Source organism: Bifidobacterium aerophilum (assembly GCF_010667685.1).
Taxonomy (GTDB): Bacteria; Actinomycetota; Actinomycetes; order Actinomycetales; family Bifidobacteriaceae; genus Bifidobacterium; species Bifidobacterium aerophilum.
On record NZ_WHZW01000024.1, the window covers coordinates 25,211 to 45,817 of the forward strand.

Here is a 20,607-nt window from a genome sequence, read left to right on the forward strand (position 1 = left end):
CCGGTCTCTCCACGGGTCCAGCCGGACGGCCGCGCGCCTTGCGCCGAGGCCAGTCTTCCGGCGGATTGGCAGGCGTCCCGAGGGCAAACCCGAGGGAATACGATTCGGCCGCCGCAGCCGTGCGCAATGCGCGGAAGGCAGGCCCTGACTGTGACTGATATGCGGCAGTGACTAAGGAACCATCATGGTTAACGCCATCGAGGCTTTTGACGCCAAGCACCTGAAGCCGGCCGAGGAAATCCCGGCCTTCCGTCCCGGCGACACCGTCGACGTGAACGTGAAGATCAAGGAAGGCAACAACTCCCGTATCCAGACCTTCACCGGCGTGGTCATCGCCCGCCACGGTGCCGGCCTGCGCGAGACCTTCGTCGTGCGCAAGATCAGCTTCGGCACCGGTGTGGAGCGTCGCTTCCCGGTGCACTCCCCGTCCATCGACTCCATCAAGCTGGTTCGTCGTGGTCGTGTGCGTCGCGCCAAGCTGTACTACCTGCGCTCCCTGCGCGGCAAGGCCGCTCGTATCGTCGAGCGCCGCGACAACTCCGCCAAGTGAGTCTGATCGCATAGGACAGCACATGCAGCCCGGTACCGTTCGTCGCGGTACCGGGCTGTTGCGTATGATGGGACGCTGACGACAATCCCGAACGACATTTTCGGCAAGGAGCACGGCATGCAGTCGAACGACCGGCACACGCTGATGGTGGCCGACCATGGCGTGGATCCTTCGCCGCTGCCCGGCGTTGACGAGCAACGTTCGGGCGTCTCCGGAAACGGCGACGGGGCGCGGGGCAAAGACTCTCGTGGCTCGCTGCGGCACGACATCCTCGTGTGGTGCGGCATCCCGATACTTGTCGTGCTGCTGGTCCGCATCCTCCTCATCGGGTGCTATGTGATTCCCTCCGGATCGATGCTCGACACGATCCGCCCGGGCGACAAGATCGCCACCGTCAAGACGATGACGCATCTCGTCCCGCTGCATCGCGGCGACATCATCGTGTTCAAGGATCCCGCCGACTGGCTTCCGGCCGAAGACGGCAACGCGTTCGGCGACGAATATCTCATCAAACGGCTCATCGGCATGCCCGGCGACGTGGTCGCATGCGCGGGAGCAGGCCATCCGGTCACCGTCAACGGCGTCGCGATCGACGAAAGCGCGTACCTGCGCGACGGCGTCGACCCGAGCGCATTCCCGTTCCGCGTCGAGGTCACGGAAGGACACCTGTTCGTCATGGGCGACAACCGCGCCAACTCGGCCGACTCGCGCTACCATCAGGACGACAGCGAACACGGCCTTGTGCCCGTAAGCGACGTCGTCGGCGTGGCCATCGGCCGATACTGGCCGTTCGACCGGGTCGGCGCGATGGCCGACCACCGCGACGTGTTCGCCGACGTGCCCGATGCGTCAACGGACACGGCGGCGGGTGCGTCAATGAACGAGTCAGCGGACATGTCCGATACCGGAAAGGAGCGGTGATGGCGATCAGCGAAGTGCCAACGCTCGAACTGGAGCGCGAACTGGCCGCGCAAGGGGCCGATCTGATCATCGGATTCGACGAGGTCGGCCGCGGCGCGCTCGCCGGTCCGGTCATGGTCGGCGCGGCCGCGATCCGATCGCGCGACCTGCCGACACTGAACGTGCCGGATGGCGTCGCCGATTCCAAAATGCTCACCGAACACCGCCGCGAGGCGATCTTCGAACCGTTGCAGTCCTGGTGCGCCGCATGGGCCATCGGACAGGCCAGCAACCGCGAGATCGACGAGTGGGGCATCGGCTACGCGCTCGGCGTCGCCGCGTTGCGCGCGGTCGACGATCTCGAACAGACGCTCGGCATCACCGGGCAGGAAAGCGCTGGCTCGCCGGTCGCCGTCGCCGGCATCCTCGACGGTCCGTACGACTACATCACCAAGGCTCTCGGCACGTTCGACGCGCCCGCGGTGCCGGTTGCACCCGCGATCGTCACCAAAGTCAAAGGCGACCGCCACTGCGCCACGGTCGCCACGGCCGCGGTGCTCGCCAAAGTCACCAGGGACCGGCTCATGGTCGATCTCGCGCACGGCGATCCGGCATACGCGCCGTATGCATGGGACCACAACAAGGGGTACGGTTCGGCCGCCCACCGCGACGCCATCGCCGAGTACGGGCCGAGCGACCTGCATCGGGTCAGCTGGAAGCTCGCGTGAAGGGCGGGATTCCTCTTCACTCGCTGCGTTCGGCCGGAATGGCAGGTGAAGGCGGTGCGGATGCGATACGTTGTCTCGCACGATGATGCCGAACGGTGAAACTCACTTTCCCGCGCACATAATGTGAGCGTTCTCACCGTGTTGCGCGTACCGACGCGGTATGCTGAAAAACGGTACAGCAGCGTGACATGCGGGAGGTTTGACGTATGGGAAGCAGCCGTAGCGGCAACAAGCGTCCGTCGATGTTCGAAGTGGCGAAGCTGGCGGGCGTCAGCCACCAGACCGTCTCGCGCGTGATCAACGATTCGCCCGACGTCTCCGACGCGACCCGCGCCAAGGTGCAGGCCGCGATCAAGCAGCTCGACTATCATCCCAGCAATTCCGCGCGCGCGCTCGCCTCGCGCAGGTCGCGCACGATCGGCCTGATCGCCGGCGGCATGCGCTTTTTCGGCCCGATCTCGGCGATTTCGTCGATCGAGGGCCTCGCGCGGCAGCATGGCCTGTTCATGTCGGTGATGATGGTGCACGAGGCGTTGTGCACGCAGTCCGAATTCGAGGAGCTGTGCGGCACGTTCAATGAGCAGAACGTGGACGCGTTCATCTTCCTTACCCCCACCGACGTCATGTTCGAGGCGGCATGCCGCACGCAGGTCAACCAGCCGCGCGTGTTCGTCACCTCGACGCACGGCGCGCTCAGCATCAGCGAAGGCCAGCGGCTTATTCGTTCGCGCGACCACGGCAAGGTCTCGATGGTCGGCATCGACCAGTGGGGCGCGATGGAGGAGGTCGTGCGTCTGCTGGGGGAGTACGGGCATCACAGGGCGCTGTATTTCGCGGGTCCCGGCGAGTGGCGCGACGCCGCCACGCGACTGGACGCGTGGGTGAAGCTGTCGCGCGCCAAGTCGATCAGCTCGGTCACCGTGCGTTGCGAGACATGGGATTCGTCCGAGGCGTACAGACGCATGAACCATCTGCTCGAGTCGATCGGGCAGTCGGGCGGCGCGTTGCCGTCCGTCGTGGTGTGCGCGAACGACAGCCAGGCGGTCGGCGTGGCGCGTGCGCTGCACGAGCATGACATCCGCATCCCGCAGGACGTGAGCCTGGTCGGATTCGACGACATGCCCGCGATGGACAACATGTATCCGCCGCTGACGACCGTGCGTCCCGATTTCGAACAGCTCGGATCGGTGGCGATGCGCGAGGCGCTGCATCTGCTGGGGGCGGGCGACGAGGTCGCGTTCGCCTCGTCCGCGCATGGCGTGGGGCTGATCCCGGCGAAGGTGATCAGCCGGTCCTCGCTCGGCCCGGCCGCGCGGCGCTGACGCTCGGGGAGGTGCCGTCCGCGCGCCCGCGTGGCGCGTCGGCGGAAGCCGCATGGGGCGGCGGCCATAATTCGCCCCGATAACCCGTTATCGACACAAGACACGTCGAAGTTGAGCTTTGGCATAACTCACGCTACAATCGTGAACGTTAACAGTGAGCGCTAACAATTCCCCGACGAGGCGGATTCGGCGCTAGGCACAAGGAGATCGAAAGTATGGCAACCAACGACACCGATCAGGTCGCGACCATCGCCGAGAAGATCCGCGCGGGCAAGACCTCGCTCGGCATCGAATTCGGCTCCACCCGCATCAAGGCCGTGCTGATCGACGACACGTACGCCACCATCGCGTCCGGCGACTACAGCTGGGCCAGCCACCTGGAAAACGGCCTGTGGAGCTACTCGCTCGAGGAGATCTGGAAGGGCCTGCAAAGCGCCTACGCCGCCATGGCCAACGACGTGCACACCGCCTACGGCGAACAGCTCACCAAGGTCGGCCACATCGGCTTCTCCGCCATGATGCACGGCTACCTCGCCTTCGACGAGGACGGCGAGCTGCTCGTGCCGTTCCGCACCTGGCAGAACACCAACACGCACGAGGCCCACGAGAAGCTGTCCGAGCTGTTCCAGTACAACATCCCCGAACGCTGGTCCGTCGCGCACCTGTACCAGGCCGTGCTCAACAAGGAAAGCCACGTCTCCAAGGTCGCGTACTTCACCACGCTGGCCGGATACGTGCACTGGAAGCTCACCGGCGAAAAGGTGCTCGGTGTCGGCGACGCCTCCGGCATGTTCCCGATCGACCCGACCACGCACACCTACGAGACCTCCTTCATCGAGAAGTTCGACGCGCTGCCCGAAGTCGCCGCCCAGCCGTGGAAGCTCGAGAACCTGCTGCCGACCCCGCTCGTCGCCGGCACCCCGGCCGGCACGCTCACCGAAGCCGGCGCGCTGCTGCTCGACCCGAGCGGCACCTTGAAGCCCGGCATCACGCTCGCGCCGCCGGAAGGCGACGCCGGCACCGGCATGGTCGCCACCAACTCCGTGCGCGTGCGCACCGGCAACGTCTCCGCCGGCACCTCGATCTTCGCGATGGTCGTGCTCGAACACAAGCTCGAGCGCCTGCACCCGGAAGTCGACCTCGTCACCACGCCGGCCGGCGACCTCGCCGGCATGAGCCATGCCAACAACTTCACCTCCGACCTCAACGCCTGGGTCAACCTGTTCGGCCAGTTCGCCGAAGCGCTCGGCACCCCGGTCGATGCCGGCACGCTGTACGGCACGCTGTTCCGCACCGCGATCTCGGACGACGCCGACCGCGACTGCGGCGGCCTGATCAACTACCCGTTCCGCTCCGGCGAATTCCTCGCCGGCCTCGAAGAGGGACGCCCGCTGTTCGCCCGCAGCCCCGAAGCGCACATGAACCTCGCGAACTTCATGCGCGCCCAGCTGTTCAGCGCGTTCAGCCCGGTCAAGATCGGCATGGACGTGATGACCAAGAACGAACACGTCCAGATCGACTCGCTCGTCGGCCACGGCGGCATCTTCACCACGCCGAAGGTCGCGCAGAAGATCCTCGCCGCCGCATTCAACACGCCGATCAAGGTCATGGCCACCGCCTCGGAGGGCGGTGCATGGGGCATGGCCGTGCTCGCCGACTACCTGTGGCACGCCAACGAGGACCGCACCAACCTCGCCGACTACCTCGACGGCCGCGTGTTCAAGGACGCGTCCTCCGTCACCGAGATCCCCGACGCGCGCGACGTCGTCGGATTCGAGACCTTCTTCGGCCGCTTCTCCAAGGGTCTGCCGATCGAGAAGGCCGCCGTCGCCGCGATCCCTCTGGAAAACTGATCCGTCAACCCACGTCAATCATTCGAACCGAAAGGAACAAACCAATGGCAACTCTCGCCGATTACGGCCCGGAAGTGCGCGCCGAAGTCAAGCAGGTGCGCGAGGTCGTCGCGACCCTGCACGAGCAGCTCATCAAGTGGAATCTCGTCGTGTGGACCGCCGGCAACGTCTCCCAGCGTCTGCACACCGCCGACCTCATGGTCATCAAGCCATCCGGCGTGCGCTACGAGTACCTGACCCCGGGCTCGATGGTCGTGTGCGACCTTGACGGCAACGTCGTCGACGGCACCGAGGCCCCGAGCTCCGACACCGCGTCCCACGCGTACATCTACCGTCACATGCCGAACGTCTACGGCGTCGTGCACACCCACTCCACCTACGCCACCGCCTGGGCGGCCACCGGCCAGAACATCCCGTGCGGCCTGACCATGATGGGCGACGAGTTCGGCGGCCCGGTTCCGGTCGGCCCGTTCCGTCTCATCGGCTCCGAGGCCATCGGCGAAGGCGTCGTCGAAACGCTCAAGAAGTACCCGAAGTCCCCGGCCGTCCTCATGCAGAACCACGGCCCGTTCACCATCGGCAAGGACGCGGAAGCCGCCGTCAAGGCCGCCGCCATGACCGAGGAAGTCGCGCACACCATGTGGGCCGCCAAGCAGCTCGGCGACATCATCGAGATCCCGCAGGCCGACATCGACAAGCTCAACGACCGCTACCAGAACGTCTACGGTCAGCACTGACGTGATGGAGCGCCTCCTGCGTTGCGGGAAGCTCGACGTACCTTCGTACGCCTTCGCTTCCCGCGCCTTGGAGTCGCACGCATCACGTCATCGCTGACTCCGCCAGCACTGAGCAAGTAATTTTTTCCACAAAGAAGTACAAAAGGAGCCTGATATGGCATTCGAAAACCCCTTCGAGGGCAAGGAAATCTGGTTCGGCGTCGGCTCGCAGGACCTCTACGGCGAGGAAGCGCTCCGCCAGGTCGCCATCCACGCCAACGAAATGGTCGACTACCTGAACAAGACCGGCAAGATCCCGGCCAAGATCGTCCTCAAGCCGACCTTGAAGTCCTCCGACGGCGTCAAGCAGTTCATGGTCGAGGCGTCCGCCAACCCGAACGTCATCGGCGTCATCACCTGGTGCCACACCTTCTCCCCGGCCAAGATGTGGATCCGCGGCCTCGAAGTGCTGACCAAGCCGCTGCTGCAGCTGGCCACCCAGCACCACAAGGAGATCCCGTGGGAAACCATCGACATGGACTTCATGAACCTGAACCAGGCCGCCCACGGCGACCGTGAGTTCGGCTACATCGTCTCCCGCCTCGGCATCAAGCGCAAGATCGTCGTCGGCCACTACACCGACCCGGAGGTCGCCGAAAAGGTCGGCACCTGGGCCCGCGCCTGCGCCGGCTGGGACGCCTCCAACAACATGAAGGTCATGCGCTGGGGCGACAACATGCGCAACGTCGCCGTCACCGAAGGCGACAAGACCGAAGCCGAGCGCGTGTTCGGCGCCTCCATCAACACTTGGGCCGTCAACGAGCTCGTCGCCGCGTACGAGGCCGTCAAGGACGATCAGGTCAAGGGCATCATCGAGGACTACAAGGCCAAGTACGACATCGACCCGGCCCTGCTCGACGCCAAGTACGACTCCCTGTTCATCGCCGCCAAGGAAGAGGCCGCGATGGTCAACATGATGCGCGAGAACGGCTGCACCGCCGGCGTCGACAACTTCGAGGACCTCGGCGCCCTGCCGCAGCTGCCGGGCGTCGGCCCGCAGCGCTTCCCGTCCGAGTACGGCTGGGGCTTCTCCGCCGAAGGCGACTGGAAGACCTCCGTGCTCGTGCGCATCGGCGCCGTGATGGGCTACGGCCTCGAAGGCGGCGCCTCCCTCATGGAGGACTACTCCTACAACTTCACCGAAGGCGACGAGCTCGACATGGGCTCCCACATGCTCGAGGTCTCCCCGGCCATCGGCACCATCGCCAAGCCGAAGCTGGAGATCCACCCGCTTGGCATCGGCGGCAAGGCCGACCCGGTGCGCCTGGTCTTCTCCGGCAAGCCGAAGAAGGACGCGGTCGTCGTCTCCATGTCCGACGTGCGCGAGCGCTTCCGCCTGCTCATGGACGTCGTCGACGTCGTCGAGCCGCAGGGCTCCCTCAAGGAGCTGCCGTGCGCCCGCGCCGTCTGGAAGCCGCAGCCGAGCCTCAAGACCGCCGTCCAGTGCTGGATCACCGCCGGCGGTTCGCACCACACCTGCATGACCACTTCCGTCGGCCGTGAGGCGTGGGAGGACTTCGCCCGCATCGCCGGCGTCGAACTCGCCGTCATCGACGAGGACACCAACGCCCGCCAGTTCGAGAAGGAACTGGAGCTGTCCGAGATGTACCACCGTCTCGACAACCGTCATTAATGAGATGGAGCGTCCTCGTCGTTGCTCCTCGGTCGACGTACCTTCGTACGCCTTCCCTCGGTGCGCCTAGAGGCCGCACGCATCTCATTAATGACTCCGTCACTGATGATTCCGTCAATCAGCGCCGGCAAGCCGTCACTGATTCATGAGCGGTGACCGACCGTAGGGCCGTCCGACACGTATCGCGTCGGACGGCCCTGCCGCATATGGTGCGGCCGGCGCGATCAAGCGCATGGCGCAATGTTGCAAAGGAGCAGACATGGGAAAACAGACGGTGGACCGTTTCCTGTTCGGTGCGGCCTATTACGACGAATACATGCCAAGAGGCCTCGATCGGATCGATGCCGACATGGCGATGATGAACCATATCGGCATCAACGTCATCCGCATCGCCGAATCGACGTGGAGCACCTGCGAGCCGCAACCGGGAGTCTTCGACTTCTCCCATATCGACCGTGCGTTAGATAGTGCGCGCCGCCACGGCATCGGCGTCATCGTCGGCACGCCCACCTACGCCGTGCCGACCTGGCTCGTGCGCATGCATCCCGACGTGCTCGCCGTCACGCCGAACGGCCCCGGCAAATACGGCCCGCGGCAGATCATGGACATCGTCAACGGTTCCTACCGGTACTATGCAGAACGCGTCATCCGCAGGCTCATCGCGCACGTCGCCGGCCATCCGGCCGTCATCGGCTATCAGGTCGACAACGAAACCAAGTACTACGACTGCGTCAGCCGGGACATGCAGTCGCTGTTCGTCAAGTACCTGCGCGGCAAGTTCCACGACGATCTCGACGAGCTCAACGCGCGGTTCGGGCTCGACTACTGGTCGAACCGCATCAACGCGTGGGAGGACTTCCCCGACGTCACCAACGCGATCAACCAGTCGCTGCGCGGAGAATTCGACCGCTTCCGTCGCACGCAGGTCGCCGAGTTCCTCGACTGGCAGGCGTCGATCGTGCGCGAATACGCGCGCGACGACCAGTTCGTCACGCAGAACTTCGACTTCGGCTGGAAGGGCGGTTCGTACGGCATCCAGCCGGCCGTCAACCACTTCGAGGCCGCGCGGACGCTCGACATCGCCGGCTGCGACATCTACCATCCCACACAGGACGACCTGACCGGCAAGGAGATCGCATTCGGCGGCGATCTCGCCCGCTCGCTCAAGAACGGCGCGAACTACCTCGTGCTCGAAACCGAGGCGCAGGGCAACCACGGCTGGCTGCCGTTCCCCGGACAGATGCGACTGCAGGCGTATTCGCATCTCGCGTCCGGTGCGGACATGGTCGAATACTGGCATTGGCATTCCATCCACAACTCGTTCGAAACGTATTGGAAGGGCCTGTTGAGCCACGATCTCGAACCGAACCCGACTTACGAGGAGGCGGGCGTGTTCGGGCGCGAGATCGCGCGGCCCGAGATCGGCGGACGTCTGCTGCACCTGCGCAAGCTCAACCGCGTCGCGATCATGGTGTCTAACGAGGCGCTGAGCGCGCTTGAGGGATTCCGCATCGGCAGCGGCACCCGCTGGGGCGGCGGCGCCGACTACAACGACGTGGTGCGCCGCATGTACGACGCGCTGTTCGAGCTCAATGTGGAATGCGATTTCCTGCCGGCCGACGCGCCGGCCGAGCGGCTGGCGGCATATGAGGTGATCGTGACGCCCGTGCTGTACTGCGCGTCCGACGAGACGATCACGCGGCTGCGCGAGTACGTGGCGAACGGCGGTCATTTGCTCTCGACGCTGCGTTCGTTCGTCGCCGACGAGGAGACGACCGTATGGCACGATCGCGCTCCGCACCGGCTGACCGACGTGTTCGGCATGAGCTACAACCAGTTCACGCCGCCGAAGGGACGTGTGCCGGTCGTGTTCGCGGGCGACGGCTCAAGATCCGGCAACGGCGGCGCCGGCGCGTTCGCCGGACTGCCGGACGCGCAGGCGGACACGCTGATCGAACTGCTCAAGCCGAACGGAGACGACGCGTTCTCGACCGGGGATGGTTTCGGCGGCATCGATGGCGGCGATACGGCCGGTTCCTCGGCCACGCAGGTGCTTGCGCGCTACGGCCACTACGCATGGGCCGATTACGCGGCGATCACCCGCCACGCGTTCGGCAAAGGCACCGCCGAATGGATCGGCACCGTGCTCGATCCGGACACGACGCGCGTCGTAATGCACGAGGCATTGGACGCCGCGGGCATAACGACGCTGCCGGTGAAGCGGATTTCCGATGCCGGGGTCGCTGCCGAGGAGACCGTTGCGGGGCGCGCGAACCATGGAACGTGCGAAGCCGGTAATGGAGGGAATTCCGCTCCCGTGCCTCCTTCGGCGGTCGCGGTGCGCCAGGGTGTGAACGCCCGCGGCGAAACGGTGACCTATCTGCTCAACTACTCCGCCGAGCCTGTGGCGTTCGCCAGTCCGGTCTCCGGCGAGGTGCTCGTCGCGCCGAAGGTCATCGCCACCAACGGTCTGGTGGACGAATCCGCCACCGCGGCGCTCGCCCTACGCGAAGGCGATGTGATCTCGCTGGGCGACGCCCTCGTCCTTCCCCGATGGAATCTTGTCGTGGTCGCCGGCTGATCGCGGCGTGGCCCGCGTCGTGCCGGTCGGCCGGTGCGTCTTCCCGGCGCTACACTGGGCAGTTATGGCATCATCAGCACCAGAGCGGCCCAGGCGCGTCCGCAAGGCTCCCGAGGAGCGGCGGCGGGAGATCCTCGACGCGGCCGTAAGCCTGATCTCCGAGCGCGGCTACAACGGCATCTCCATCCAGGACGTCGCCGACGCGGTGGGCGTGACCAAGCAGGGCGTGCTGCGCTACATCGGCAGCAAGGACAACCTGCTGGCGATGGTGTACCGCGACAACTACAACGTGACCGGCAACGTCGACGACTTCATGCGTTCCGGACTGCCGGGATCGGACGCCGACGACCTGCGGTTCCCCGCGTACCTGCGGTTCCTCGTGCGGTTCAACTCCGCCCGGCGCGAGCTGGTGCAGCTGTTCTCGATGCTGCAGGTCGAATCGTTCAACCCGGCGCATCCGCTGCACGACGAGTTTGCGGGCCGCGCCGACGAGATCTGGAACTACTACTCGTCGTTCGACTGGCGCATCCCGCCCGAAATCGGTTCGTGGGACGAGCGCATGCGCCCGGTCGTGCGCCGCGCGATGGAGACGATGGACGGCGTGCAGCTGCGATGGCTGCGCGAGCCCGTGATCGACCTCAACGAGGAGTGGCGTGATCTTGAAGGGCTGCTGTTCCCGTCTCCGACGTGGGACGGGTATCGCTGAGCCGATCGCCGGCTGCCGGCGAGGGGCGTGCATGGCGACGTCCGTGTGTCGTGACTGTCGACGCGATAAACTACCAACTGGTAATTAAATCGTCGTTCGATACCGTCACGATTTCACCGAAGAAAGCGAGCCCCGCCATGAGCGACACCAACGAAAACGCCGCAACTCTGCCGTACCGCGATCCCGGTCTGCCCGACGCCGAGCGCATCGACGACCTCGTGGGCCGCATGACGCTCGAGGAGAAGGTCGGCCAGATGATGCAGCTCGACGCGCGAAGCGCCGATCTCGAGGACCTGATCGTCAACAAGCACGTCGGATCGATCCTGCACACCAGCCCCGCCGACCTGCCGAAGGCGGTCGACCTCGTCAACACGAAGACGCGACTCGGCATCCCGCTGGTCATCGGCGACGACTGCATCCACGGCTACTCGTTCTGGCCGGGCGCGACGATCTTCCCCGAACAGCTCGGCATGGCCGCCAGCTGGGATCCGGACAAGATCGAGGCCGCAGGTCGCGCCACCGCCGAGGAGGTCTCCTGCACCGGCGTGCACTGGACGTTCTCCCCGGTGCTGTGCATCGCGCGCGACACCCGCTGGGGCCGCGTCGGCGAGACGTTCGGCGAGGATCCGACGCTGATCGGCGAACTCGCCTCCGCGATCGTGCGCGGCTACCAGGGCGGCGCCAAGGCCGGCGAACCGCTGCCCAAGGATGCGATCCTCGCCTGCGCCAAGCATTTCGCCGGATACTCCGAAACGCAGGGAGGCCGCGACGCCTCCGAAGCCGACCTGAGCCACCGCAAACTCGAATCCTGGTTCCTGCCGCCGTTCGAACGCGTCGCCAAGGAAGGCTGCGGCACGTTCATGCTCGGCTACGAGTCGATCGAAGGCGTGCCGGTCACGTTCAACAAGTGGCTGCTCACTGACAAGCTGCGCGGGGCATGGAACTACCGCGGCATGCTCATCACCGACTGGGACAACGTCGGCCGTTCCGTCTGGGAGCAGAAGATCAAACCGGACTACGTGCACGCGGCCGCCGACGCGGTCAGGGCCGGCAACGACCTCGTCATGACCACGCCGCAGTTCTACGAGGGCGCGATCGAAGCCGTGCGCACCGGTCTGCTCGACGAATCGCTCATCGACGACGCCGTCTCGCGCATCCTCGCCGTCAAGTTCCGCCTCGGCCTGTTCGAGGATCCGCGTCTGCCCGACGAAGCGCGCATCGCCACCGTGATCGGCTCCGAAAAGCACCGGCAGACGAATCTCGACCTGGCCCGCGAATCCGTCGTGCTGCTGCGCAACGATGGCGCGCTGCCGTTCGCGGCCGGGTCCGCGCACCGCATCGCCGTGATCGGCCCGCTTGCCGACGATGCGCAGAACCAGCTCGGCGACTGGGCCGGCAGCTCCGGCCAGGTCAACTGGATGCCCGACGGCCAGCCGCGCGAGATGATCACCACCGTGCTCGACGGCATCCGCGAACTTGCCGGCGACGACTGCGACGTCGTGTACTCGCGCGGCGCGAACGTCGTCGACCTCGTGCCCGATCCGGCCGGCGAATTCTTCCCGGACGGCCAGCCCCGCCCGAAGGTCGCCGTCAACGCGCCCGTCGACCGCACGCTGATCGACGAGGCCGTGGACAACGCCCGCAAGTCCGACGTGATCGTCGCCGTGATCGGCGACGTCGTCCAGCTCGTCGGCGAAACCTGCTCCACAGCCACGCTCGACCTGCTCGGCGGGCAGAACGCGCTGCTCGACGCGCTCGCCGCCGTCAGCCGCGAAACCGGCAAGCCCATGGTCACCGTGCTCATCAGCTCCAAGCCGCAGATCCTGCCCGCATCCATCGTCGGCGCGAACGACGTGTTCGCCAAACGCTGCAACGACCCATCGGCCGGCGCGGGCTCGATCCTGTGGGCGCCCAGCCCGGGCATGGAAGGCGGTCGGGCCATCGCCGAAATCCTCTTCGGCCAGTTCAACCCGTCCGGCAGGCTGCCGATCACGTTCCCGCGCCACGCCGGCCAGCTGCCGGTCTACTACAACCAGATCCGCGGCCAGCACGGCGACCGCTACGCCGACCTCACGCAGGATCCGGCGTTCGCGTTCGGCGAGGGCGAAGGCTATGCGACGTTCGCATACGGCGAGCCGACGATCACCGGCGGCGCGACGGGCGATGACGGCGCGTTCTCGGTCGGCGACACCGTGCACGCCGAGATCACGCTGACCAACACCGGCGAGAGGGCCGGCACCGAGGTCGTGCAGGCGTACGTGAGCGACGTCGTCACCTCGTACAGCTGGACCGACCGCGAACTCAAGGCGTTCCGTCGCGTGACGCTCGAGCCGGGACAGAGCGCGACCGTCACGTTCGACATCCCCGTCTCCGACTGCACGATCGTCGATCCGGACGCGCGCCGCATCGTCGAACCCGGCGACTTCGAACTGCTCATCGGCCATTCGTCGCGCCGCGACGATCTCAAGACCGTGACGTTCGCGGTCGCGTGAATGCGGCACAATAATCGCTAACCGTCACCTGCCGACATGCGGCCGCGATCGTGGGCCCGACGACGAGCCACGCGATCGCGACCGCATTCCTCGGCCGATCATCGTCACGACGAAACGAGGGCTGACATGAGCGAAAACGAACAATCCCTGCCGTCCGTCACGGACCTCACTGTGGAGGAGAAGGCGTCCCTGACCTCCGGCGGCGACGTCTGGCACCTGCAGGGCATCGAATCCAAGGGCATACCGGGATACATGATCACCGACGGGCCGCACGGCCTGCGCAAGGCGAACTCCGAACCGACCGGCGAGACCGACCTCAACGACTCCGTGCCCGCCACCTGCTTTCCGCCCGCGGCCGGTCTTGCCAGCTCGTGGAACCCGGACCTCGTGCGCGAGGTGGGCGAGGCGATGGGCGAGGAATGCGTGCAGGAGAAGGTCGCGGTGATCCTCGGGCCCGGCGTCAACATCAAGCGCAATCCGCTCGGCGGCCGTTGCTTCGAATACTGGTCCGAGGATCCGTACCTGGCCGGGCATGAGGCCGTCGGCATCGTCGAAGGCGTGCAATCCAAGGGCGTGGGCACCTCGCTCAAGCATTTCGCCGCCAACAACCAGGAAACCGACCGTCTGCGCATCTCCGCGCGCATCTCGCCGCGCGCCCTGCGAGAAATCTACTTGCCGGCGTTCGAATACATCGTCAAGACCGCCCAGCCGTGGACGGTCATGTGCTCGTACAACAGGATCAACGGCGTGCACTCCGCGCAGAACCGCTGGCTGCTCACCGACGTGCTGCGCGACGAATGGGGCTTCGAGGGCATCGTCATGTCCGACTGGGGCGCCGACCATGACCGCGTCGCCTCGCTCAACGCCGGACTCAACCTCGAAATGCCGCCGACCGGGACCGACGACAGGATCGTGGCCGCCGTGAGGGACGGCCGCATCCAGCCGTCGCAGCTGGACGCCATGGCGCAGGGCATGATCGACCTCGCCGACAAGGCCCGCCCCGCGATGAGCCGCGACGGCTACCGCTTCGACGTGGACGCGCACCACGACATCGCCCGCCGCGCGGCCGCCGAATCGATCGTGATGCTCAAGAACGAGGACGCGATCCTGCCGGTCAGCAAGAGCGCGAAGATCGCCGTGATCGGCGAATTCGCGCGCACCCCGCGCTATCAGGGCGGAGGATCCTCGCACATCACGCCCACGAGGATGACCTCGTTCCTCGACGCGGCCGCCGAACGAGGGGCCGACGTCACCTTCGCGCCCGGCTTCACGCTCGATCTGGCACCCGCCGATCCCGCGCTCGAATCGCAGGCCGTGAACGCGGCCAAGGGCGCGGACGTCGTGCTCATGTTCATGGGATTGCCGGAGGCGGCCGAATCCGAGGGCTTCGACCGCACGAACATCGACCTGCCCGTCAAGCAGATCGAACTGCTGAGCCAGGTCGCCGCGGTCAACGCCAACGTGGTCGTCATCCTGTCCAACGGTTCCGTCGTCTCCGTTTCCCCGTGGGCATCGCAGGCCAAGGGCATCCTCGAATCGTGGCTGCTCGGACAGGCCGGCGGCGCGGCGGTGGCCGACATCGTGTTCGGCGACCGGAGTCCGTCGGGCAAGCTGGCGCAGACCATCCCGCTGGACATCGACGACGATCCGACCATGATGAACTGGCCCGGCGAGGAAGGACACGTCGACTACGGCGAAGGCGTGTTCGTCGGCTACCGCTACTACGACATGTTCGGCAAGACGGTCGACTATCCGTTCGGCTACGGACTGAGCTACACGACGTTCGACATCGCGGACGTCACGGCGACGCGTTCCGGGGCGAACGACGTGACGGTGCGCGCGACGGTGACCAATACGGGGGCGGTGTCCGGCGCCGAGATCGTGCAGGTGTACGTCGCGCCCGGCAAGGCCGACGTCGCGCGGCCGCGGCACGAACTCAAGGGATTTGCCAAGGTGTCGCTGGCGCCCGGCGAATCACGGGACGTGGCCGTCGAACTGGATTCGCGCGCGTTCGCGTACTGGTCCGAGAAGTTCGACGACTGGCATGTGGAGGCCGGCGAATACATGATCGAGGTGGGCGTCAGCTCGCGCGACATCGTGGCGACGGTGCCGGTCGCGCTCGACGGCGACGGCAAGGCCATGCCGCTCGACGACTGGTCGACGTTCGGCGAATGGTCGGCCGATCCGGTCGGCGCGAAGGTCGTCGCGGCGCTGGAGGCCGCGGGGGAGCGCGGCGAGATGCCGAAGTTGCCGGGCGACCCCATGATGCGCATATTCCTCATGAGCTCGCCGATCAATTCGATGTCGATGGTGGTCGGCGAAGGCGGCCTGTCGATCACCGAATTCATGCTCAATGAGTACGCGAAGCTGACCAAGTAGATCAGCCGGGTCGTCGTATGACGGGGCCTGCGACGGATCGCCCGTCGCAGGCCCCGCTCGTTGTGGCGATGCGGTCGCGCGGGTGGCGGGGATGCGACACGCGGATTGTTGCATGTGCAACTGTTGTATGTGGGATGTATTAGTCTTCTATGTTGCATATACAACAGTTTCATGTGGGACTGTTGCAGGACCAACATCGTGACGGGAGGCATATGGACCAGCATGTCCTCAGCATCGAAATGCGCATGCTCTCCAAGGCCGTGGACCGGTATCTGGGCGAAAGCATGCCGGAATCGGCGAGGGACGCGACCGGAGGCAACGCCCACATCATCCTGTTCCTCGCCCGCAACCGCGACAAGCCGATCTACCAGCACACCATCGAGCAGAAGTTCTGCATCACCCGTTCCACCGCATCCCGTGTGCTCGCGCTGATGGAGAAAAAAGGGCTGATCGTGCGCGAGCCGGTGCCGCACGACGCGAGGCTCAAACGCATCGTGCTCACCGACAAGGCCGACGGGATCGTCGCCGACCTCAAGGCGAACGGCGAACGGACGGAACGGCTGCTGGTCGCGGGGCTGAGTCCGCTGGAACAGGAGACGCTGCGCCAATGCATCCGACGCATGCGCGCGAACATCAACGAGGCGCAACACGAGTTTGAACAACATGCGGTTCCTTTGGCACATACGGCGCCATCGCCGGACAAGGAACCCGACAACGCCGACAATACGAAGGAGGAGAGCAAATGAGCGATAACGCAGCCGCCACCGAAGCGGCCATCGAACGATCGCGCAAGGCCGTCGAGCCGGACCGGCCGAAGCATATCATCCGCACACTCGCCGGATCGATGCGCGAGTACAGGAAGGAAAGCCTGCTCGCGCCGCTGTTCGTGTTCATCGAAAGCATCCTGGAGATCGTGATCCCCACGGTCATGGCCTCGCTCATCGACCAGGGCATCACGGGCGGCAGCATGCCGGCCATCGTCAAGTTCGGACTGATCCTGCTTGTCTGTTCTCTCGTCTCGCTCGCCTGCGGCTTCCTCGCCGGCAAGTTCGCCGCCATCGCCGCCGCCGGATTCGCCAAGAACCTGCGCCGCGACCAGTTCGAGAAGGTGCAGGGCTTCAGCTTCACCAACATCGACCGGTTCTCCACCGGTTCGATCATCACCCGTCTGACCACCGACGTGACTAACCTGCAGAACGCCTACGGCATGATGATCCGCATGGGTGTGCGCGCCCCGATCATGGTCGTCGTCGCATGGATCTTCTCGTTCCGCATCTCGCCGTCGATCTCGCTCGTGTTCCTCGCCTGCGTGCCGATCCTGGCCATCGGCCTGTGCGGGCTTGCGGTGCTCGTGCACCCGGTGTTCGAGCGCGTGTTCCACACCTACGATGCGCTCAACAACGTCGTCGACGAGAACCTGCAGGGCGTTCGCGTCGTGAAATCGTATAACCGCGAATCTTACGAGATCTCCAAGTTCGACCGCATCTCGCAGCGCATCTTCAAGGACTTCACCAAGGCCGAACGCATCATGAGCTTCAACAGCCCGATCATGATGTTCTGCATCTACGCGTCGATGATCCTCATCTCGTGGATGGGCGCGCAGCAGATCGTCGCCTCCGGCAACAACGCCGCGCTGGGCCTGACCACCGGCGACCTGACCGCATTGGTGACGTACGCGATGCAGATCCTCATGGCCATGATGATGCTGTCGATGATCTTCGTCATGATCATCATCTCCCAGGCCTCCGCCGAACGCATCTGCCAGGTGCTGCAGGAGGAAAGCACCGTCACCGATCCGGAGCGGCCGATCATGGAGGTCCCGGACGGTTCGGTCCGCTTCGACCACGTCACGTTCCGCTACTCCGACAGCTCGGAAAAGCCGGTGCTCGACGACATCGACCTTGACATCCGCTCCGGCATGACCGTCGGCATCGTCGGCGGCACCGGTTCGGCCAAGTCCTCGCTCGTGCAGCTCATCCCGCGTCTGTACGACGTCAGCGCCGGCTCGCTCAAGGTCGGCGGCATCGACGTGCGCGACTACGATCTCGAAGTCCTGCGCGACCAGGTCGCGATGGTCCTGCAGAAGAACGTGCTGTTCTCCGGCACCATCGCCGAGAACCTGCGCTGGGGCAACCCGAACGCCACCGACGAGGAGATCCGCCACGCCTGCCAGCTCGCGCAGGCCGACGGCTTCATCCAGGAATTCCCCGACAAGTACGACACGTACATCGAACAGGGCGGCACCAACGTCTCCGGCGGCCAGCGCCAGCGCCTATGCATCGCGCGTGCGCTGCTCAAGAAGCCGAAGATCCTGATCCTCGACGACTCGACCTCCGCCGTCGACACCAAGACGGACAAGCTGATCCGCGCCGCGTTCCATAACGAGATCCCGGACACGACCAAGATCATCATCGCCCAGCGCGTCGCCTCCGTGCAGGAATCCGACATGATCCTCGTCATGGACAACGGCCGCATCATGGCCCGCGGCACGCACGACGAGCTGCTCGCCACCTGCGACGAATACCGGTCCATCTACGAATCCCAGACCAAGAACACCGCCGAGGGACAGGCCGCGCTCGACGCGGCCGCGGCCAAGGAAGCCGCTGCGGTGCGCGCGAACGAACAGGAAGGAGAAGCGCGATGAGCGACGCGAAGCAGAACTTCAAGGATCGCAAGCCGGGCATGGGCAAGCCGGCGCCCGGCACCACCAAGCGCATCTTCGGCTACATCATGCAATACCGCTGGCGCGTCGTCGCCATCGTGGTCTGCATCCTCGTCGGCGCCGCCGCGCAGGCCGGCTCGGCGCTGTTCCTCCAGTCGCTCATCGACACGTACATCCTGCCGATGGTCGGCGCCGCCGACCCCGACTGGGGGCCGCTGCTGAGGGCCATCACGCTCATGGGATGCCTGTACGTCGCCGGCATCGCAGCGAGCTGGCTGTGGCAGTGGCTCATCGTCACCGTCGAACAGGGCACGCTCAAGAAGATCCGCGACGACATGTTCGCCCACCAGCAGCATCTGCCGATCCGCTACTTCGACACCAACGAGCACGGCGACATCATGAGCCGCTACACCAACGACACCGACACGCTGCGCCAGGCCATCAGCCAGTCGTTCCCGCAGATGTTCGCGTCGATGATCTCCGCGATCGCCGCCATCATCTCCATGCTGTGGCTGTCCATCCCGATCACCGTGTTCGTGCTGCTGTTCACCGTGCTCCTGTTCTTCATCATCCGCAAGGTCGTTTCCCGCGCCGGACGCTACTTCGTCAAGCAGCAGCAGTGGCTCGGCGACGTGAACGCGTTCGTCGAGGAATCCGTCAACGGGCAGAAGGTCATCAAGGTCTTCAACCACGAGGACGCCACGCAGAAGACCTTCGACGAGAAGAATGAGGAGCTGTTCGAGGCGGCCGCCGAGGCGAACACCTGGGGCAACGTCACCATGCCGATCGTCGGCAACATGGGATACATGCTGTACATCCTGCTTGCCATCGTCGGCGGCGCGATGGCGCTCGGCGGGGTCGGCAACGTCGGACTGTCGGGCTTCGGCACGCTGACGCTCGGCACGCTCATCTCCCTGCTCACCCTGTCGCGATCGTTCATCAACCCGCTCGGCCAGGTCTCCATGCAGCTCAACATGGTCATGATGGCGCTCGCCGGCGCCTCCCGCATCTTCGCGCTCATGGACTCGCCCGTGGAGGAGGACGGCGGCACCGTGACGCTCGTCAACGTCGAACTCGGCCCGGACGGACGCACCATGAAGGAGGTCGACCACGAGACCGGCCACTGGGCGTGGAAGCGCGAGGAAGGCGACGACGGCACCCGTTCGCTCAAAGCCGCCGAAAAGCTCAAAGGCTCGGCCCGTGAGGTCGCCGTCAAGGCCAAGGAGCAGGCGATCACCTCGCCGGACGGCCGCTACACGCTGCTGCGCGGCGACGTGCGTTTCACCAACGTGACCTTCGGCTACAACCCCGACAAGCCGGTGCTGCACGACATCACCTGGTTCGCCAAGCCCGGCCAGAAGATCGCGCTCGTCGGCGCCACCGGCGCCGGCAAGACCACGGTGACCAACCTCATCAACCGCTTCTACGACATCCAGGAAGGCCAGATCCTCTACGACGGCATTTCGGTCGCCGGCATCAAAAAGCCCGACCTGCGCCGCTCGCTCGGCATCGTGCTGCAGGACGTGAACCTGTTCACCGGCACCGTGATGGACAACATCCGCTACGGCCGGCTCGACGCCACCGACGAGGAATGCATCCAGGCCGCGAAGCTCGTGAACGCGGACGGCTTCATCCGCATGCTGCCGCAGGGCTACCAGACCGTGCTCGAAGGCGACGGCTCCGGCCTGTCGCAAGGCCAGCGCCAGCTGATCTCTATCGCGCGCGCCGCGGTCGCCGACCCACCGGCGCTGATCCTCGACGAGGCCACCTCGTCGATCGACACCCGCACCGAGGAGGTCGTGCAGGCCGGCATGGACGCGCTTATGAAGGGACGCACCGTGTTCGTCATCGCGCACCGCCTGTCCACCGTGCGCAACTCCGACGTGATCATGGTGCTCGACCACGGCAACATCATCGAACGCGGCTCGCACGACGAGCTCATCGCGCAGCGCGGGGAATACTACCAGCTCTACACGGGCGCCGTGGAGTTCGAGTAGGTCGATGATGCCGCCGTCCCGCCCGCGA

14 protein-coding genes are annotated in these 20,607 nt (G+C 65.6%); all 14 read left to right on the plus strand.

Translation table 11 applies throughout. From position 1 onward, the window contains the following. Positions 1-184: 184 nt before the first annotated feature. Positions 185-550: a 50S ribosomal protein L19 gene (gene rplS / locus GFD25_RS10440; RefSeq protein ID WP_163232595.1), complete on the plus strand. Its 366-nt coding sequence runs from the start codon at positions 185-187 to the stop codon at positions 548-550. A 117-nt stretch (positions 551-667) separates the two neighbouring features. Further along, the gene (gene lepB / locus GFD25_RS10445) at positions 668-1,471 is read left to right on the plus strand and encodes a signal peptidase I (protein WP_163232597.1); all 804 of its coding nucleotides are present in this window, start codon (positions 668-670) and stop codon (positions 1,469-1,471) included. Further along, entirely contained in the window at positions 1,471-2,178 is a 708-nt protein-coding gene (locus GFD25_RS10450) for a ribonuclease HII (protein WP_163232599.1), read from the plus strand. Before lepB ends, GFD25_RS10450 begins: the two co-directional genes overlap by 1 nt. Before the next feature lie 206 nt (positions 2,179-2,384). Then, positions 2,385-3,500, plus strand: a complete 1,116-nt coding sequence (locus tag GFD25_RS10455) for a LacI family DNA-binding transcriptional regulator (protein WP_163232601.1) — start codon at positions 2,385-2,387, stop codon at positions 3,498-3,500. 215 nt (positions 3,501-3,715) lie between these two features. Further along, positions 3,716-5,353, plus strand: a complete 1,638-nt coding sequence (locus GFD25_RS10460) for a xylulokinase (RefSeq protein WP_163232603.1) — start codon at positions 3,716-3,718, stop codon at positions 5,351-5,353. A 44-nt stretch (positions 5,354-5,397) separates the two neighbouring features. Further along, complete coding sequence (locus GFD25_RS10465; RefSeq protein WP_033494540.1) at positions 5,398-6,090, plus strand: L-ribulose-5-phosphate 4-epimerase; 693 nt, start codon at positions 5,398-5,400, stop codon at positions 6,088-6,090. A gap of 154 nt (positions 6,091-6,244) precedes the next feature. Continuing rightward, entirely contained in the window at positions 6,245-7,762 is a 1,518-nt protein-coding gene (araA, locus tag GFD25_RS10470; protein WP_163232605.1) for an L-arabinose isomerase, read from the plus strand. A gap of 259 nt (positions 7,763-8,021) precedes the next feature. Further along, the gene (locus GFD25_RS10475) at positions 8,022-10,343 is read left to right on the plus strand and encodes a beta-galactosidase (RefSeq protein WP_163232607.1); all 2,322 of its coding nucleotides are present in this window, start codon (positions 8,022-8,024) and stop codon (positions 10,341-10,343) included. A 64-nt stretch (positions 10,344-10,407) separates the two neighbouring features. Next, positions 10,408-11,049: a TetR/AcrR family transcriptional regulator gene (locus GFD25_RS10480; protein ID WP_163232609.1), complete on the plus strand. Its 642-nt coding sequence runs from the start codon at positions 10,408-10,410 to the stop codon at positions 11,047-11,049. Between the two features lie 137 nt (positions 11,050-11,186). Then, positions 11,187-13,541: a glycoside hydrolase family 3 N-terminal domain-containing protein gene (locus tag GFD25_RS10485; RefSeq protein WP_163232611.1), complete on the plus strand. Its 2,355-nt coding sequence runs from the start codon at positions 11,187-11,189 to the stop codon at positions 13,539-13,541. 126 nt (positions 13,542-13,667) lie between these two features. Beyond that, on the plus strand, positions 13,668-15,920 hold the full coding sequence (locus GFD25_RS10490; protein ID WP_163232613.1) for an exo-alpha-(1->6)-L-arabinopyranosidase: 2,253 nt from the start codon (positions 13,668-13,670) through the stop codon (positions 15,918-15,920). Between the two features lie 212 nt (positions 15,921-16,132). Continuing rightward, the gene (locus tag GFD25_RS10495) at positions 16,133-16,666 is read left to right on the plus strand and encodes a MarR family winged helix-turn-helix transcriptional regulator (RefSeq protein WP_163232615.1); all 534 of its coding nucleotides are present in this window, start codon (positions 16,133-16,135) and stop codon (positions 16,664-16,666) included. Next, a complete protein-coding gene (locus tag GFD25_RS10500) occupies positions 16,663-18,564 on the plus strand; it encodes an ABC transporter ATP-binding protein (RefSeq protein WP_163232616.1) in 1,902 nt (633 codons plus the stop codon). The genes GFD25_RS10495 and GFD25_RS10500 overlap by 4 nt, the downstream gene beginning before the upstream one ends. Next, positions 18,561-20,579: an ABC transporter ATP-binding protein gene (locus GFD25_RS10505; protein ID WP_163232618.1), complete on the plus strand. Its 2,019-nt coding sequence runs from the start codon at positions 18,561-18,563 to the stop codon at positions 20,577-20,579. Before GFD25_RS10500 ends, GFD25_RS10505 begins: the two co-directional genes overlap by 4 nt. Positions 20,580-20,607 lie beyond the last annotated feature (28 nt).

Excerpts from the sequence above, each read along its gene's own strand:
- GFD25_RS10505 (WP_163232618.1), top strand. The coding sequence starts at position 18,561 with ATGAGCGACGCGAAGCAGAACTTCAAGGATCGCAAGCCGGGCATGGGC.
- lepB (WP_163232597.1), top strand. The coding sequence starts at position 668 with ATGCAGTCGAACGACCGGCACACGCTGATGGTGGCCGACCATGGCGTG.
- araA (WP_163232605.1), top strand. The coding sequence starts at position 6,245 with ATGGCATTCGAAAACCCCTTCGAGGGCAAGGAAATCTGGTTCGGCGTC.
- GFD25_RS10465 (WP_033494540.1), top strand. The coding sequence starts at position 5,398 with ATGGCAACTCTCGCCGATTACGGCCCGGAAGTGCGCGCCGAAGTCAAG.
- GFD25_RS10495 (WP_163232615.1), top strand. The coding sequence starts at position 16,133 with ATGGACCAGCATGTCCTCAGCATCGAAATGCGCATGCTCTCCAAGGCC.
- GFD25_RS10485 (WP_163232611.1), top strand. The coding sequence starts at position 11,187 with ATGAGCGACACCAACGAAAACGCCGCAACTCTGCCGTACCGCGATCCC.
- GFD25_RS10500 (WP_163232616.1), top strand. The coding sequence starts at position 16,663 with ATGAGCGATAACGCAGCCGCCACCGAAGCGGCCATCGAACGATCGCGC.
- GFD25_RS10475 (WP_163232607.1), top strand. The coding sequence starts at position 8,022 with ATGGGAAAACAGACGGTGGACCGTTTCCTGTTCGGTGCGGCCTATTAC.
- GFD25_RS10450 (WP_163232599.1), top strand. The coding sequence starts at position 1,471 with ATGGCGATCAGCGAAGTGCCAACGCTCGAACTGGAGCGCGAACTGGCC.
- GFD25_RS10455 (WP_163232601.1), top strand. The coding sequence starts at position 2,385 with ATGGGAAGCAGCCGTAGCGGCAACAAGCGTCCGTCGATGTTCGAAGTG.
- GFD25_RS10460 (WP_163232603.1), top strand. The coding sequence starts at position 3,716 with ATGGCAACCAACGACACCGATCAGGTCGCGACCATCGCCGAGAAGATC.
- GFD25_RS10480 (WP_163232609.1), top strand. The coding sequence starts at position 10,408 with ATGGCATCATCAGCACCAGAGCGGCCCAGGCGCGTCCGCAAGGCTCCC.
- rplS (WP_163232595.1), top strand. The coding sequence starts at position 185 with ATGGTTAACGCCATCGAGGCTTTTGACGCCAAGCACCTGAAGCCGGCC.
- GFD25_RS10490 (WP_163232613.1), top strand. The coding sequence starts at position 13,668 with ATGAGCGAAAACGAACAATCCCTGCCGTCCGTCACGGACCTCACTGTG.